The sequence below is a fragment of the Mariprofundus sp. NF genome (genome assembly GCF_013387455.1).
GTDB lineage: Bacteria > Pseudomonadota > Zetaproteobacteria > Mariprofundales > Mariprofundaceae > Mariprofundus.
In genome coordinates this window covers 20,248-33,302 of record NZ_VWNC01000004.1, presented here as the reverse complement: position 1 = coordinate 33,302, position 13,055 = coordinate 20,248, and the positions used below count along the sequence as shown (strand labels likewise).

18 protein-coding genes are annotated in these 13,055 nt (G+C 54.1%); 9 read left to right on the top strand and 9 right to left on the bottom strand.

Going from position 1 to position 13,055, the window contains the following annotated elements; translation table 11 throughout:
- The first annotated feature begins 26 nt into the window (after window positions 1–26).
- From sufU to F3F96_RS06965, 8 genes are read left to right on the top strand one after another with little or no spacing between them, the layout of a single operon-like run.
- On the top strand, window positions 27–482 hold the full coding sequence (sufU, locus tag F3F96_RS07000) for a Fe-S cluster assembly sulfur transfer protein SufU (RefSeq protein ID WP_176962550.1): 456 nt from the start codon (window positions 27–29) through the stop codon (window positions 480–482).
- Window positions 479–1,051 (top strand): putative Fe-S cluster assembly protein SufT, encoded by a 573-nt coding sequence (sufT, locus tag F3F96_RS06995; RefSeq protein WP_176962549.1) that lies wholly within the window; start codon window positions 479–481, stop codon window positions 1,049–1,051. Before sufU ends, sufT begins: the two co-directional genes overlap by 4 nt.
- A 59-nt stretch (window positions 1,052–1,110) precedes the next feature.
- Window positions 1,111–2,295, top strand: coding sequence for an NnrS family protein (locus tag F3F96_RS06990; protein WP_176962548.1), 1,185 nt, complete (start codon window positions 1,111–1,113; stop codon window positions 2,293–2,295).
- A 34-nt stretch (window positions 2,296–2,329) separates the two neighbouring features.
- Window positions 2,330–2,644 carry a non-heme iron oxygenase ferredoxin subunit gene (locus F3F96_RS06985; RefSeq protein WP_176962547.1) on the top strand — a complete coding sequence of 105 codons (315 nt, stop codon included), beginning with the start codon at window positions 2,330–2,332 and terminating at the stop codon, window positions 2,642–2,644.
- 3 nt (window positions 2,645–2,647) lie between these two features.
- Window positions 2,648–2,851: a uracil-DNA glycosylase gene (locus F3F96_RS06980; RefSeq protein ID WP_176962546.1), complete on the top strand. Its 204-nt coding sequence runs from the start codon at window positions 2,648–2,650 to the stop codon at window positions 2,849–2,851.
- A gap of 20 nt (window positions 2,852–2,871) precedes the next feature.
- Window positions 2,872–3,246 (top strand): Hpt domain-containing protein, encoded by a 375-nt coding sequence (locus F3F96_RS06975; RefSeq protein WP_176962545.1) that lies wholly within the window; start codon window positions 2,872–2,874, stop codon window positions 3,244–3,246.
- Window positions 3,243–3,488 carry a hypothetical protein gene (locus tag F3F96_RS06970; protein WP_176962544.1) on the top strand — a complete coding sequence of 82 codons (246 nt, stop codon included), beginning with the start codon at window positions 3,243–3,245 and terminating at the stop codon, window positions 3,486–3,488. The genes F3F96_RS06975 and F3F96_RS06970 overlap by 4 nt, the downstream gene beginning before the upstream one ends.
- Window positions 3,489–3,494: 6 nt before the next feature.
- Window positions 3,495–4,295 carry a sulfite exporter TauE/SafE family protein gene (locus F3F96_RS06965; RefSeq protein ID WP_370465513.1) on the top strand — a complete coding sequence of 267 codons (801 nt, stop codon included), beginning with the start codon at window positions 3,495–3,497 and terminating at the stop codon, window positions 4,293–4,295.
- 11 nt (window positions 4,296–4,306) lie between these two features.
- Here the strand turns inward: F3F96_RS06965 and rodA are convergent, their stop codons facing one another.
- The 7 genes from rodA to xth form a co-directional block, all read right to left on the bottom strand.
- The gene (gene rodA / locus F3F96_RS06960) at window positions 4,307–5,413 is read right to left on the bottom strand and encodes a rod shape-determining protein RodA (protein WP_370465512.1); all 1,107 of its coding nucleotides are present in this window, start codon (window positions 5,411–5,413) and stop codon (window positions 4,307–4,309) included.
- Entirely contained in the window at window positions 5,410–7,233 is a 1,824-nt protein-coding gene (gene mrdA, locus F3F96_RS06955; RefSeq protein WP_176962543.1) for a penicillin-binding protein 2, read from the bottom strand. The genes rodA and mrdA overlap by 4 nt, the downstream gene beginning before the upstream one ends.
- Window positions 7,214–7,621: a hypothetical protein gene (locus tag F3F96_RS06950; RefSeq protein ID WP_176962542.1), complete on the bottom strand. Its 408-nt coding sequence runs from the start codon at window positions 7,619–7,621 to the stop codon at window positions 7,214–7,216. Before F3F96_RS06950 ends, mrdA begins: the two co-directional genes overlap by 20 nt.
- Entirely contained in the window at window positions 7,618–8,436 is an 819-nt protein-coding gene (gene mreC / locus F3F96_RS06945; protein ID WP_176962541.1) for a rod shape-determining protein MreC, read from the bottom strand. The genes F3F96_RS06950 and mreC overlap by 4 nt, the downstream gene beginning before the upstream one ends.
- A gap of 3 nt (window positions 8,437–8,439) precedes the next feature.
- Complete coding sequence (locus tag F3F96_RS06940) at window positions 8,440–9,477, bottom strand: rod shape-determining protein (RefSeq protein ID WP_176962540.1); 1,038 nt, start codon at window positions 9,475–9,477, stop codon at window positions 8,440–8,442.
- 288 nt (window positions 9,478–9,765) lie between these two features.
- Entirely contained in the window at window positions 9,766–10,176 is a 411-nt protein-coding gene (locus F3F96_RS06935; RefSeq protein ID WP_176962539.1) for a secondary thiamine-phosphate synthase enzyme YjbQ, read from the bottom strand.
- Window positions 10,177–10,272: 96 nt separating this feature from the next.
- Window positions 10,273–11,031, bottom strand: coding sequence for an exodeoxyribonuclease III (gene xth, locus F3F96_RS06930; RefSeq protein ID WP_176962538.1), 759 nt, complete (start codon window positions 11,029–11,031; stop codon window positions 10,273–10,275).
- Between the two features lie 136 nt (window positions 11,032–11,167).
- Between xth and F3F96_RS06925 the strand changes: the two genes are divergently transcribed.
- Entirely contained in the window at window positions 11,168–11,383 is a 216-nt protein-coding gene (locus F3F96_RS06925; protein WP_176962537.1) for a hypothetical protein, read from the top strand.
- Here F3F96_RS06925 and lgt read toward each other — a convergent pair.
- Complete coding sequence (lgt, locus tag F3F96_RS06920) at window positions 11,372–12,175, bottom strand: prolipoprotein diacylglyceryl transferase (RefSeq protein ID WP_176962536.1); 804 nt, start codon at window positions 12,173–12,175, stop codon at window positions 11,372–11,374. The two genes, F3F96_RS06925 and lgt, sit on opposite strands and share 12 nt — an antisense overlap.
- A gap of 15 nt (window positions 12,176–12,190) precedes the next feature.
- The gene (locus tag F3F96_RS06915; protein WP_176962535.1) at window positions 12,191–13,021 is read right to left on the bottom strand and encodes an undecaprenyl-diphosphate phosphatase; all 831 of its coding nucleotides are present in this window, start codon (window positions 13,019–13,021) and stop codon (window positions 12,191–12,193) included.
- Between the last annotated feature and the right edge of the window lie 34 nt (window positions 13,022–13,055).

Genomic DNA, 13,055 nt, shown 5'->3' with positions numbered 1-13,055 from the left:
CTCTGTGGTGAAAAAAGGTTTTGATAATGTTTGATTTGAGAGATTTATATCAGCAGGTGATCGTTGATCACAACAAGAGCCCGCGTAACTACGGTAAGCTTGAAACATTCAACCATGAGGCGGACGGTTATAATCCACTCTGTGGTGACAGGTTGCACGTCTATCTGAATGTGAACGACGATGGTTTGATTGAGGATGTATCGTTTGAAGGTGAAGGGTGCGCGATCTCTGTGGCTTCAGCCTCTTTGATGACTGACGCTGTAAAGGGGACGCCGCTCTCAGAATTCACTGAGAAATTTGATATGTTTCAGCATATGGTTACTGCCGATCTTGAAGAGGTGCCGGATGAAGAGGTGCTGGGTAAGCTGGCTGTGCTCTCCGGTGTGCGTGAGTTTCCCAGCCGCATTAAATGTGCGGTACTCTGCTGGCATACGCTGAAGTCGGCAGTTACAGATTCCGACGAGGTGGCAAAGACAGAATGAATAGTGCTGGCGATACAATCACAACTACCCGCGATGTCGATGCGATCCTGATTCCACTCGGCACGCCGGTAACCATTCCTGCAGGGGCACTGGTACTGATCACGCAGGAGCTTGGCGGCACCTATACCGTCAGTGTGGGCGGTAATCTGGCCCGCATCGAAGGCAAAGATGCCGATGCACTCGGGCTGGGTGAAACAGATGAGCAGAAAGCGGCCTCGGCTGCCAAAATAGATGAGCACATAGCTGTGGACGGGCCGGTGGATGAACAGGATGTCTGGGCGGTACTGAGAACCTGTTACGATCCCGAAATCCCGGTCAATATTGTTGATCTGGGTCTGATTTACGATGTGCATGTCGTTGAAGATGATGAGGGCGGCAACCATGTCGATATCGTTATGACACTGACAGCACCCGGCTGTGGCATGGGCCCATTCATTGTCGATGATGTGCGCGCTAAAACACTCTCTGTGGATAACGTCAGCGATGTTGAGGTGGAGCTGGTCTTTGATCCGGCCTGGGATCGTTCGATGATGTCTGATGAAGCACGTTTACAATTGGGAATGTTCTAAAGTGACTCAAGATGCTGTCATCTCTTTCGTGGCAGTAATGTTCAATAGGTTAGAAAAACATGAAAATCGAAATAGAACCGACTCCGCAACAACCTAAAGGCTGGGCGCCGTTTGCTTTAGGGTTTCGCCCCTTCTTTCTACTTGCCGGCTGGTTCGCCATTCTGTTTATGGTCACCTCGCTCGGTGGTTTTGTAACCGGCATCTGGCACTACAACTATTTTGATCTCTCACTCTGGCATGCCCACGAAATGCTCTTCGGTTTTGCTGTCGCCGTGATTGCAGGGTTTCTACTCACAGCCGTGCGCAACTGGACAGGTCTTCCGACCCCGACCGGCTGGCCGCTGGCACTGCTGGTACTGCTCTGGTTGATACCACGGCTTGTTTCAGTGATTCCTATGGCGCCAGAGATGTTTGCCCTGCTTGATATGCTCTTTCTTCCTGTGCTGGCCGTGGTGATTTTCCTGAATTTGAAACAGGCGAAGCAGTCTCGCAACTACCCGGTGCCAGCCCTGCTTCTGCTGCTGGCAGCCAGCAACGCTGGTATCCACCTCGATCAACTTGGCCTGTTCGAAGGTTTAATTACTCCGATGTTACATCTGGCTGTGCTGACATCTGTTGCGATTGTTGTGCTGATAGCCGGGCGCGTATTGCCCTTTTTCATTGCTAAAACAACAGGCGGCCAAACAGACTCGATTCGGATCGTCGAGATGCTGGCACTGCCTTCGGTATTGCTCTTTGCAGCAATTAATCTGCTGCTTCCATCCCCTCTACTGATAGCAGTCGCAGCCATTGCAGTTGCTGGCCTGCATGGTCTGCGTATGCAGCGCTGGTACAGACCCGGCATATGGCAGGAGCCGATGCTCTGGATACTCTATCTCGGTTATGGCTGGCTGGTTGCAGGCTTTCTCCTCTATGCGACAGCGCTGCTGCTGGATATTGCTCTTGGCCATGCCCTGCACGGCTGGACGATTGGAACAGTCAGCATGCTTACACTCGGTATGATGGCACGTGTCGCACTGGGTCATAGCGGGCGTGTTATACGGGCGCTGCCGTGGATGACTGCTGCATTCGCGTTGATGGTTGTCGCTGCCTTGGTCCGGGTTCTGCTGCCGATGTTCAATGTACAGTGGCTTGAGATTGCAGTGCTGATCAGCGGCAGCTGCTGGATCGCTGCATTTCTGGTTTTTGCGGTGCGCTATTCGATGTTACTATTGCGGCCTCGTCTGGATGGCAAAGAGGGCTGAGTGCGTTTGAAGGCACGAGCCGCTGGAGGGTGAAATGGCTGAGTGGATTGATGTGGCGCCGGAGAGCGAACTGCTGCCGGGAAGCCGGAAAGTGGTCAGCACCGCCTATGCTGAGGTTGCGGTGTTTAATCTCGACGGTCTCTTTTTTGCGATTGAAGATGTCTGTAGCCATGACGGTGGTGAGCTGGCCAGTGGTGCCTGTGAGGGTGATCAGATTATCTGTCCGCGCCACGGGGCTCGCTTCTGTATCCGTGATGGCCGCGCATTGACCCCGCCTGCTTATGACAATATCGACACCTTTCCGATCCGTGTAGAGAACGGCATGGTGCAGGTTGATCTGGACGACTGACTGATGGCTGCTCAAGATCAAAGCCCAAAAAAACCGCCATGTCAGAGCTGCCGCTTCTATTTTATCACCTGGGATCAGGCCAAGCCGCACGGCTGCCGCGCTTTCGGATTCAAGTCGGGCATTCTGCCCTGTTACGAAGTGCAGGTGGTATCCAATCTCAACTGCCTGAAGTTCGAACCTAAACCGGGCAGAGCGCCCGGCACATGAGAGAAGGTGTTGTAGCTGGCATGGACAGTGGATTAACGACTTCAGCACTGCTTGATGATGAGAAGCTGGCTTCACTTTTCACAATGATTCGTGCTCCTGGAAAAAGGGAGCAGCTGATCTGCGCCTTTGAGAGCAGTGGGTCCGAGCATGTCGAAAAACTGAAGCTAGCTGTGGCGCAAAATGACAGGGAAGCTTTTTTCAAGCGCCTGCATTCGCTCAAAGGCAGCGCGGGCACGATGGCCTTATGTGGGCTGGTGGCAATCTGCAGCCTCAGGGAAGATGATGAGCATCCCCTGACTGTTTCACAGATGTCCACCTGTGCTAAGGTCGTGGAAGAGGTTTATCAGCATAGCTGCAGCCTGTTACGTGATTACCAAAAGAGCAGTGTCCTATGAGTAAGGGCAGTTATGATCAATATCACTCTGACAAAGCGTGGCGGGAGAGTGCGATGCAGCGGCAGAATGGTGTCGACAGATTGGAATCAGAAAAGCGCCGAATACAGGCTGATTCACACAACCAACAGCATGATATCTCCGATCCAGAGGTTTTGCATGATCAGCAGCTCTATATCCTTGGTAAAATGGATATGGAGGAGTATCAAGCCTACCTTCTTTTTAAACATAGTAGTCCGGGATAAGCCCAGGTGCCTGAAATCGATGCGGGCCTGATGATCTACGGCATGCTTGTCGGTATAGGGGCAGGCCTGATCGGTGGGCTGTTAGCTGGAATTGCCGGAATTGGTGGCGGATTGATCTATGTGCCTCTGTTTTATGCCTTTATGCCAACCCACAACAGTGAAGGTATGGCGCTGTTTATCTTTGCCAGCATGGTGGCGGTGGTAGCAACCGGTTTCTTCTCTGCCCGCGCCCATTTTCGTCTTGGCCATGTTGATAGCCGAGCTGTGGTATACCTGTTGCCGGGGCTGGTTATCGGGGCATCACTGGGACTCTGGAGCACACTGCAAATGCCACAGTTATGGGTGTTGCTTGGGCTGGCCAGCCTCAATGCATGGGTGGCCTTTGATTATGGTCGACAGCCTCAGGTAAGGCCAGCTCAGTCGCATCTGATGCATCTTCTTTCAGGGCCTATCGGCTATGTATCAGGCCTGCTCGGTATTGGTGGCGGCACGATGCTGGTGCCGCTGCTCAGGCGTTTTGTACACCTCAGGCAGGCAGTTGGCACCTCAGCGATGTGTGGTCTGATCATGGCGCTGGGATCTGTGCTACTTAATCTGACACTGGAGCCCGACTGGCTTGGTTTGCTTCAGACGGAGTGGCAGTTTCTGGTGGCAGCATGGGCAGGCATTGTGCTGGTTCTGCCTTATGCTTCCAGCTGGTCTGCACGCCTGCATGACCGGGTTGATGAGCTGTTGATGCGTGTAGTGTTAAAGACGATATTCATCTCACTGTCGTTCGCGCTTCTGGTTGCCGCGCTGCTTAGTTAAGCCTTGATCGCTTAGACGAGAGGGCTGCCAGGCCGTTGCCACGGGATATGCTCTCTGGATTCTATGGCAACTCGCATCACCAGGCCAAGGGCAGCCAGCATGGTCACCAGCGCCGAACCTCCATAACTGATAAAGGGTAGGGGTAGCCCCACCACCGGCAACAGGCCGGAAACCATGCCGATATTGACGGTAATATAGAGTACGAACACCGAGGCAACCCCGATACAGATCAGCGAGCCGAAGCGTGAATGGGCCCGATAACTGATGATCAGAATGCGGGTAATCAGTATGGTGTAGAGCATAAGCAGGAGTATGACCGCAATAAAACCACCCTCTTCAGCCAGTACGGAGAAGATAAAATCGGTATGCTGCTCAGGCAGGAAGTGCAGTCGTCCCTGTGTTCCCTGCAGGAAGCCTTTGCCGAACAGGCCACCGGAACCGATGGCAATTGTCGACTGGATCACGTGGTAGCCGGCACCCAGCGGATCGGATTGCGGATCAAACAGGGTTAAGACGCGCTGTTTCTGGTAGTCGTGCATGAAATGCCAGAGCAGTGGCAGTGATGCCACTGCGAGGGTTACGGCAAGGCCGAACCAGCGCCAGGGCAGGCCTGAGGCAATCAGCAGCGCGGTGGCCGCAAATAGCAGCACCAGCGTTGTACCCAGATCAGGCTGAATGATGATCAGGGCTGCCGGTGCAATGGCCAGCGCCAGTGCCACACCGAGATCTTGTAGTGTATTGGCCTCACGGTTGGCAAACCAGCTGGCCAACACAAACATCAGCGCCCACTTCATCAGTTCGGAGGGTTGCAGATTCATCACCCCCAGATCGAGCCAGCGCCGGGCACCCATCTGGACATCGCCGACCAGCGGCACCAGCGCTAGCAGCAGTAGCGCCAGAATATAAAAAGGCCAGCTAGCCAGTCCCAGAAAACGCAGAGGAACCAGGCAGAGGATCAGGAATACAGAAAAACCAACACCCAGATAGATGACCTGGCGTTTCCACAACCCTGCATCACCCTGATAGACGGCGGCATAGAGGGTGATCAGCCCCAATCCAATCAGACAGAGGATCGCAGCCAGAAGTATCCAGTCGATACCACGCAGTGCCCTGATCACAGTGCTGCCGCCTTCTCTTTGGCGGCAAGCGTGCGGATGATCGCTGCGGCAACGGGTCCGGCATCACTGCCACCATGGCCGCCATGTTCGACGAATACAGCAATAGCAACCTTGGGGTTATCATAGGGGGCATATCCCATGAACCAGGCGTGATCCTTGTGCCGCTTAAGAATCTGGTCGGGGCTTAGTTTGGTGCGCTTCTCATCATCCTGCGCCATTTTGACCACTTGGGCCGTGCCTGTTTTACCCGCCACCTTCCATGGCGCCGATGCCAGGGGTCTGAATGCTGTGCCGCCCGGGCTGGAGACAACACTGCGCATCGCTTTGCGAATGGTGTTCAGATGTTCAGGTTTGACATCGATCTGAAGTTGAATCTCAGCTTTAGAGCCGGCCAGCAATTGAGGTTTTAAAACTTTGCCACCGTTGGCAATGGTGGCTGCAAGGCGGGCAATCTGCAGTGGTGTGGTGGTGAGTTGACCCTGACCAATGGCAGTAATCATCGTTTCACCACGAAACCAGTGTCTGCGTTTGGATGAGCGGCTACTCATCTCAGCCATCATATAGGGGCGATGAGCCGGGATAATACCGCGCGATTCCGGTGACAGGTCGATACCTGTTTTTACACCCAACCCCCACTTCTGGGCTGTATCACTGATTGCGGCCATGCCGACCTGATCACCAAGCTTATAGAAATAGACATCACAGGAGTGCACCAGTGCCGAGTGCATGTCGACCTTACCATGACCTGTTCGTTTCCAGCAGCGCAGGTTACGGTCGGCCAGCTCCAGATAACCGGGACATTGGGTTGCTCCGGTAGCCAGACTTGCCCGCTGCTCCAGCCCGGCAAGGCCAGTGAGCATTTTAAACGTGGATGCTGGCGGATATGCGGCCTGCGTTGCCCGGTTAAGCAGTGGTTTGTCCGGATTGTTGAGCCAGGCATTCCACTGTACCGACTCAAGACCGGTAATGAAGCGGTTGGTATCATAACCCGGCTGGCTCAGCATGCTGATGATTTCGCCGGTCTCTACATTGATTACCACAACGGCTCCGGTTCTATCACCCAGCGCTTCTGATGCTGTTTTCTGAACATCAATATCCAGTGCAAGCTGCACCTGATTACCCATCACCGAAGGTGATCGTTTGATGACGGAGATGCGTCGACCCCGTGCATCAACCTCCTCCTGCTGGGAGCCGGGGCTGCCGTGCAGGTAACTCTCAAACGATTTCTCAACGCCGGTGCGGCCAATGAATTCGGTGGAGAGATAACCTGCATCAAGATCGCTCTGTCGAGCCAGCGAGAGATAACCGATCAGGTGGGCGGTCAAACCACCATAGGGGTAATAACGATAGCTTCCTGCTTCAACATCGATGCCGGAGAAGTGGTGAAGCCGGGCGGCAATGGGTGAAACCTGCTGCCACTGCAGTTTATCATCGAGCAGTACAGGGCGATCAGGTCGGCTCGATTGAATACGCTTGCGTATGTGAGCGAGTTTTTCGGGGCTCCACTCTAGGGTCACGGAGAGTGATGCCAGAACCTCATCAAGCGCATCCACTCGCTCTGGAATCAACAGAATCCGGTAGGCGATTTTGTTCATCGCAAGGCCCTCGCCATTGGCGTCGACAATCTCACCGCGCACCGGCAGTACCGGCACAATATTCAGCCGGTTCTCATTCGCCTGCAGCGCCAGCGCCTCATGCTGAAACCATTGCAGCTGCAATAGGTGCAGGCTAAGGCCGCCGAAAAGCAGTGGCGTGACGGCATAAAAAAAAAGCATGCGCATATCAAAGCGCTGGCGGCTCTCAAGCTGGTTCTTGCGCATAGAGACCGGTTAACAGGTGCCATATCGGCACACAGAGACAGAGAGTGAGTAGCAGGGCTGTGGCGTCCCAGCCCCAGTGTAAAAGACTGAGGCTGGCAAGTGTCATCAGCACAATGCGTTGCGGCAGGCCGGCCCCCAGATGCTGATCGAAATAGATCATGGCCAGAGGAATCAGGGCAACAACGATAGAGCTAAGGCCCACCGACCAGTGCAGAACCAGATCATGAAGAATAATGGCGGGCAGCACCCATATCCAGTTGTGACGACGGGCCAGGATGCCAGCCAACAGCAGGGCCATGGCCCAGTCCGGTTGCGTCAGTGAGGTTGAGAAGGCGAGGTTCAGGCTCAGTCCCAATAGCGCCAGTGAGGCGATGGCGAGGGCTATCATGGTGCGACGGGTGGTGCTACAGGTGGCACGACAGGAGGCTGGTGAAGGTGTGAAGCGACGGCCAGCCAGTTATCGCGTTGCCAGTGTGCAACCGGCTCGGCAGAGACTTTAACGAACAGCTCCCCGGGTACGCTTGTTACACGGTTGATGCGGGCTACTGCAATGCCCGGTGGAAAGAGACCGCCTGCGCCACTGGTATAGAGTACCTGTCCTGCTGTCAGAACAAACTCTTCAGGTACAAAGTCGATGGAGAGGCTTTCACCCTGTCCTCGGGCAAGTGCCGCCAGAGCGCTGCCGGGAATGGTGACCGGTACAGCCAATGAGGCATCAAAGATGGTGCGCACCGTGGCATGGGCTTCAGCCGTGCTGTCGACAACGCCGACCAGCCCTTCGCTTGATACGATCACATCATCTTTTGAGACACCATGAACCTGCAGCAGAATACGCTGGCTCATCGCTTCAGGGCTTCGACCGCGAACCTTGGCGGCGTGCCAGCGATAGCCGGTGATGCCGGCAATATCAAGAATGCTGCGCAGCTGCCGGTTCTCTTCACGCAGTGAATTGGCTTCCTGAATCAGCGACGCCTGCTGCTCCGCTTTTTTGCGAAAGGCAAGATAATCGGTCTGCAGTGTCTGCTTCTCCGAGAACCAGAGGTTGAACTCCTGCCACCAGCGCACCGGTGCCTGAAGGGCTTCAAGGACTGGCCAGGTGGCCAGCATCGGCCATGAGCCGGAGAGACGGGCAGAGGCAAAGAGAGCCGCAACAATGATTATGCCAATCAGCCACAGCTTGTAGCGGTGTCTGACGTGTTGCATGAATTACTCCTCGAAGAGGACGCCTCGCATGCGATCCAGTTCATCAAGAACACGGCCGCTGCCCAGCACTACACAGTCCAGAGGATTTTCAGCTACGGTTACAGGCAAACCTGTCTCTTCGCGAAGCAGTTGATCAAGGCCTACCAGCAGCGCGCCGCCACCGGTCAGCACAATGCCTTTATCGACAATATCAGCGGCCAGTTCAGGTGGTGTGCGCTCAAGACAGACTTTTACGCCTTCAATGATGGCATTGACTGACTCAGTCAGCGCTTCAAGAATTTCAGAATCATCAAGAAGCAGATTTTTCGGCACGCCATTGATCAGGTCGCGGCCTTTAACTTCCATCTCGCGGCGTGTCTCCTGAGGGAATGCACTACCCAGCTGCATCTTGATTCTTTCAGCAGTCGGAGCACCAACCAGCAGGCTGTATTTACGACGCAGGTGATTGATGATCGCCTCATCCATTTTGTCACCGCCAACACGTACGGAGCGTGAATAGACGATGCCACCATAGGAGATCACGGCGATCTCACTGGTGCCGCCACCAATGTCCACGACCATGGAGCCGGATGCTTCAGTCACAGGCAGGCCTGCACCGATAGCAGCCGCCATAGGCTCTTCGATCAGGTAGACCTCGCGAGCACCTGCAGAGAGCGCGGATTCGCGGATTGCCCGGCGTTCAACCGGAGTGGAGCCGTAGGGCACACAGATCACAATGCGTGGGTGAATGCCCCAGGTGCGGTCGTGCACTTTGCGGATAAACTGTTTAAGCATCTCTTCAGTGGTCACAAAATCGGCAATCACACCATCTTTCAGCGGACGGGTGGCCTGAATGCTGTCGGGGGTGCGTCCGAGCATACGTTTGGCATCGGTGCCGACGGCCAGAACTCTGCGGTGTTGACTGCCGCCGCCAACGTGCACGGCCACCACGGATGGCTCATTAAGGACAATGCCTTCACCACGCACATAGATCAGCGTGTTGGCAGTGCCCAGGTCGATGGAAATATCGCGAGAGAAAATCCCGAACAATCGTTGAAACATAAGAAACGAGCCTCCGAAAACTAAGCATGCGAGCCTAGTTGTTGAAGCAGGACAGGTAAAGCGGTCTAACGCTATATAGTCCCGGGCTTCATGATAAAAACAGCATTATTGTGCGGGTGGAGGCGACTTTGCTCTAACGGATGCTCTTCTGAGATCACCCGTAAGCGAGATTGCCCCGGCTTCCCGTAGCAGAAATGTAGGTTGGTGACCGTTTCAGGATGTGTTATCGGTCACGCTTGCTGAACTGTTTTTCCGCAGCAGTGAGCCGCTTATTTTTTCAACTGCCTCCTAATTGCCGACGATATGCAGAAAAATGTGCCTTGTTTTTGCATGGGAGTGATGCTCATAGAGGCATACGGCCTGCCAGGTGCCAAGCACCGGGCGACCATTCTGTATCGGAATTGTGAGTGAAGGGGTGGTCATAGCCATGCGTGTATGGTCATGCAGGTCGACCTCATGCAGATCAGCCTTGGCATGTGCCTCGGTGGCCTGATGGCCGGTCATAATCTCCATCTTCTGCCGGTTTCCCGGGCCATTTTTTTCCTGAATACTCAGTGAGCAGCCGACATCCTGAGTGAACAGATTGAGCAGACCGCCATCGAAATTGGCTTGATGCACCTCCATTTTCAGCGCACGTGTGAAATCATTGAAACCCTGTTCATGGCATTGAATGACCAGAGTCTTCTGAAATTGTTTCATGGCGTATCTCCTTGATCTTGCAGCAAACTCTGAACAGATGAAACTTTGCACTTATCATGCACGGTTTTATCGGCCCGTCCAAGCTTCGCAGATCAGTCAGGCAAAATCGACCCACACCGGCGCATGGTCGCTGGGCCGCTCTTTGGCACGGTAGTCGGTGGCCACACCGGCAGTAAGCGGCTGCATGGCAGGGGTGACCAGCAGATGATCAATGCGAATCCCCCAACGCCGTCGAAATGCATTCATGCGGTAGTCCCACCAGCTGAACATCGGCTCATCAGGATGCAGCTCGCGCACGCTGTCTCTCAGCCCCAGATCCAGTAGTTGAGCAAACATCTCGCGCTCCCGCTCTGAACAGGTGATTTTACCCTGCCAGCGACTGGGGTCGTGCACATCAAAATCACCCGGCGTGATATTGTAGTCACCGAGCAGCACGAGTCGGCTGTGCGAATCCAGCTCGCTTTGCAGGAAGGGTTGAAAGGCATCGAGCCAGCGGAATTTGTAGTCGTATTTCTCCGAGCCGACCTCCTGACCGTTGGGAATGTAGACATTAATGATGCGCACGCCGTTGATGGTTGCAGCCAGTAGTCGGCGCTGTGGATCATCCAGTCCGGGAATCTCTGTGACGATATCGCTGGCCTCATCACGACTAATGATGGCAACACCGTTATAGGTTTTCTGACCGGAAAAAATGACCCGGTAACCGGCAGCTTCGATCTCTGCAGCCGGGAACCTCTCATCGGGAATTTTGGTCTCCTGAAGCGCTATAACATCGGGTTTGAATTCACTCAGGAACTCAAGCAGATGCGGCAGGCGCACGTTGAGAGAGTTCACATTCCAGGTGGTGATTTGCATGGGCTTATCATGAATGACTTACATCACAGTCTCAAGAAATAGTGCGAATTACTGTAGCGGCACGCTTTATGCTCATGATTGATAAGCGTAGAGCGATAGATAGATAAAGTAACCCGACCGATCAGAGGAGAGAGCCATGAAAAATAGCCGAGCTAAAACCATCGCAGAATCTTTTTCACGTATCAGTTCTTTTGCCGTTGAGAGTGCAGGTAAAGGCATCTGTGTTCACTACCTGGACAATCATGCTTACTTTGTCCGAGAAGCCTGTTTCTGGTCGTTTGCTTTCAGGTTGGGTTATGCCAACCATGAAGAGGGTCAGGTAGCCGAGATCGAGGCTGAACTACTCGCCTGAGGCTTTTCGTTCTCTGCCTAGAAATAGCTTACTCAGCCAGATCAGGCCAGCGATCAGCATCGCTGATGAGAGCAGCATACCCATGGTGACCGGCCCAAAGAGGAAACCAAGCTGCTCATCCGGCTCTCTGAAATTCTCACAGAAGATGCGTGCAACGGCATAACCGCTGAGGAAGATCGCCACGCGTGCCCCCTCCGGCCAGGCCTTGTTGCGCAGCAGCCACAACACCACAAACAGCAGCAGTCCCTCCAGTACCATCTCATAGAGTTGGCTGGGATGTCTCGGTTCCGGCCCGGCATGGGGAAAGATGACGCCCCATGAGACGTCGGTAGTGCGGCCCCACAGTTCACCATTAATAAAGTTGCCGAGGCGCCCGAACATCAGACCCAGAGGTGCAACGGTAAAAAAGCGATCAGCCAGCGCCAGAAACGGCAGATCATGCTTTTTGCAGTACCACCAGCCGGCGATCAGCGGGCCGACCATACCGCCGTGAAACGACATGCCACCCTGCCAGATATAGAGCGCTTCAATCGGGTGATCGAGGTAATAATCGAAGTTATAGAACAGCACGTAGGCGAGGCGACCACCGAGGATGACACCGAGAATCAGTGTGGTGAACAGCCCTTCGTAGGCATCGTGACTAACGCGTGTTTCCCACAGCCCTGCCTGCTTCAGCTGCAGACGTACCAGATACCAGGTGCCGAAAAAGCCGGCGATATACATCAGGCCATACCAGTGAATGGCCAGCGGGCCGAGTTGTAGCGCTACAGGATCAATGCCGCTCCATGTCATTTCAATTCACCGCCATTAGTAGACCATCCAGAGCAGGACGGCGCCAAGCAGAATGCGATAGATTACAAAAGGGCCCATGCCGATACGCTGCAGATATTTGAGGAAATAGTGAATACAGAGATAGGCCGAGATGGCAGAGAGACCATAACCGATCAGCAGCTCAAGCAGACCTGCAGCCTGATCGGGCTGTTCAATCCAATCCCTGATTTTGATGCCGCCAGCCAGAATGATCACCGGGATGGAGAGTAGAAATGAGAAGCGGGCTGCTGTCTCACGGTTATACCCCATCATCAGGGCGGCAGTCATGGTGATGCCTGAGCGCGATGTGCCGGGAATCAGGGCAATGGCCTGCGCTACACCTATGATCATCACATCACGCAGGTTCCATGAGCTTTCGGTTTTGCTGTTTTTATCCTCTGTGTCGGCCAGCCAGAGCAGCAGACCGAAGATGATCGAAGTGGTGCCGATAACGGTCAGTGAACGAAAGTCATTCTCAATCATATCTTTAAAGGTTAAGCCGAACAGGCCCACCGGAATTGTTGCAAAGCCGATGAGCCAGGCCATATAACCATCACGATCAGCAGAGATAGAGCGCTGTTTCAGTGTCACGGTAAAGCCGGATGCCATACGTGCCAGATCTGAACGGAAGTAGAAAACTACAGCGGTGAGTGAACCCAGATGTACCACGCAGTCAAAGGCCAGCCCCTGATCCGGCCAGCTTGTCAGCAGTGGCACCAGCGCCAGATGGGCAGATGAGGAGATGGGCAGAAATTCAGTGATACCCTGAATCAGTGCGAGGAAAATGGCCTGGATGTAATCAACCGACTCTGTGGCGATGTTTTGCATGGCGGCACTATACGTGATGTTTTTTCGAAACAAC

Bases quoted from the DNA above. Each gene is read 5' to 3' on its own strand.
- mrdA (WP_176962543.1), bottom strand. From the start codon at position 7,233: ATGCGCAAGAACCAGCTTGAGAGCCGCCAGCGCTTTGATATGCGCATG.
- lgt (WP_176962536.1), bottom strand. From the start codon at position 12,175: ATGACATGGAGCGGCATTGATCCTGTAGCGCTACAACTCGGCCCGCTG.
- xth (WP_176962538.1), bottom strand. From the start codon at position 11,031: ATGCAAATCACCACCTGGAATGTGAACTCTCTCAACGTGCGCCTGCCG.
- F3F96_RS06915 (WP_176962535.1), bottom strand. From the start codon at position 13,021: ATGCAAAACATCGCCACAGAGTCGGTTGATTACATCCAGGCCATTTTC.
- sufT (WP_176962549.1), top strand. From the start codon at position 479: ATGAATAGTGCTGGCGATACAATCACAACTACCCGCGATGTCGATGCG.
- F3F96_RS06940 (WP_176962540.1), bottom strand. From the start codon at position 9,477: ATGTTTCAACGATTGTTCGGGATTTTCTCTCGCGATATTTCCATCGAC.
- F3F96_RS06980 (WP_176962546.1), top strand. From the start codon at position 2,648: ATGGCTGCTCAAGATCAAAGCCCAAAAAAACCGCCATGTCAGAGCTGC.
- F3F96_RS06925 (WP_176962537.1), top strand. From the start codon at position 11,168: ATGAAAAATAGCCGAGCTAAAACCATCGCAGAATCTTTTTCACGTATC.
- F3F96_RS06970 (WP_176962544.1), top strand. From the start codon at position 3,243: ATGAGTAAGGGCAGTTATGATCAATATCACTCTGACAAAGCGTGGCGG.
- F3F96_RS06950 (WP_176962542.1), bottom strand. From the start codon at position 7,621: ATGATAGCCCTCGCCATCGCCTCACTGGCGCTATTGGGACTGAGCCTG.
- sufU (WP_176962550.1), top strand. From the start codon at position 27: ATGTTTGATTTGAGAGATTTATATCAGCAGGTGATCGTTGATCACAAC.
- mreC (WP_176962541.1), bottom strand. From the start codon at position 8,436: ATGCAACACGTCAGACACCGCTACAAGCTGTGGCTGATTGGCATAATC.
- F3F96_RS06990 (WP_176962548.1), top strand. From the start codon at position 1,111: ATGAAAATCGAAATAGAACCGACTCCGCAACAACCTAAAGGCTGGGCG.
- F3F96_RS06975 (WP_176962545.1), top strand. From the start codon at position 2,872: ATGGACAGTGGATTAACGACTTCAGCACTGCTTGATGATGAGAAGCTG.
- F3F96_RS06935 (WP_176962539.1), bottom strand. From the start codon at position 10,176: ATGAAACAATTTCAGAAGACTCTGGTCATTCAATGCCATGAACAGGGT.
- F3F96_RS06985 (WP_176962547.1), top strand. From the start codon at position 2,330: ATGGCTGAGTGGATTGATGTGGCGCCGGAGAGCGAACTGCTGCCGGGA.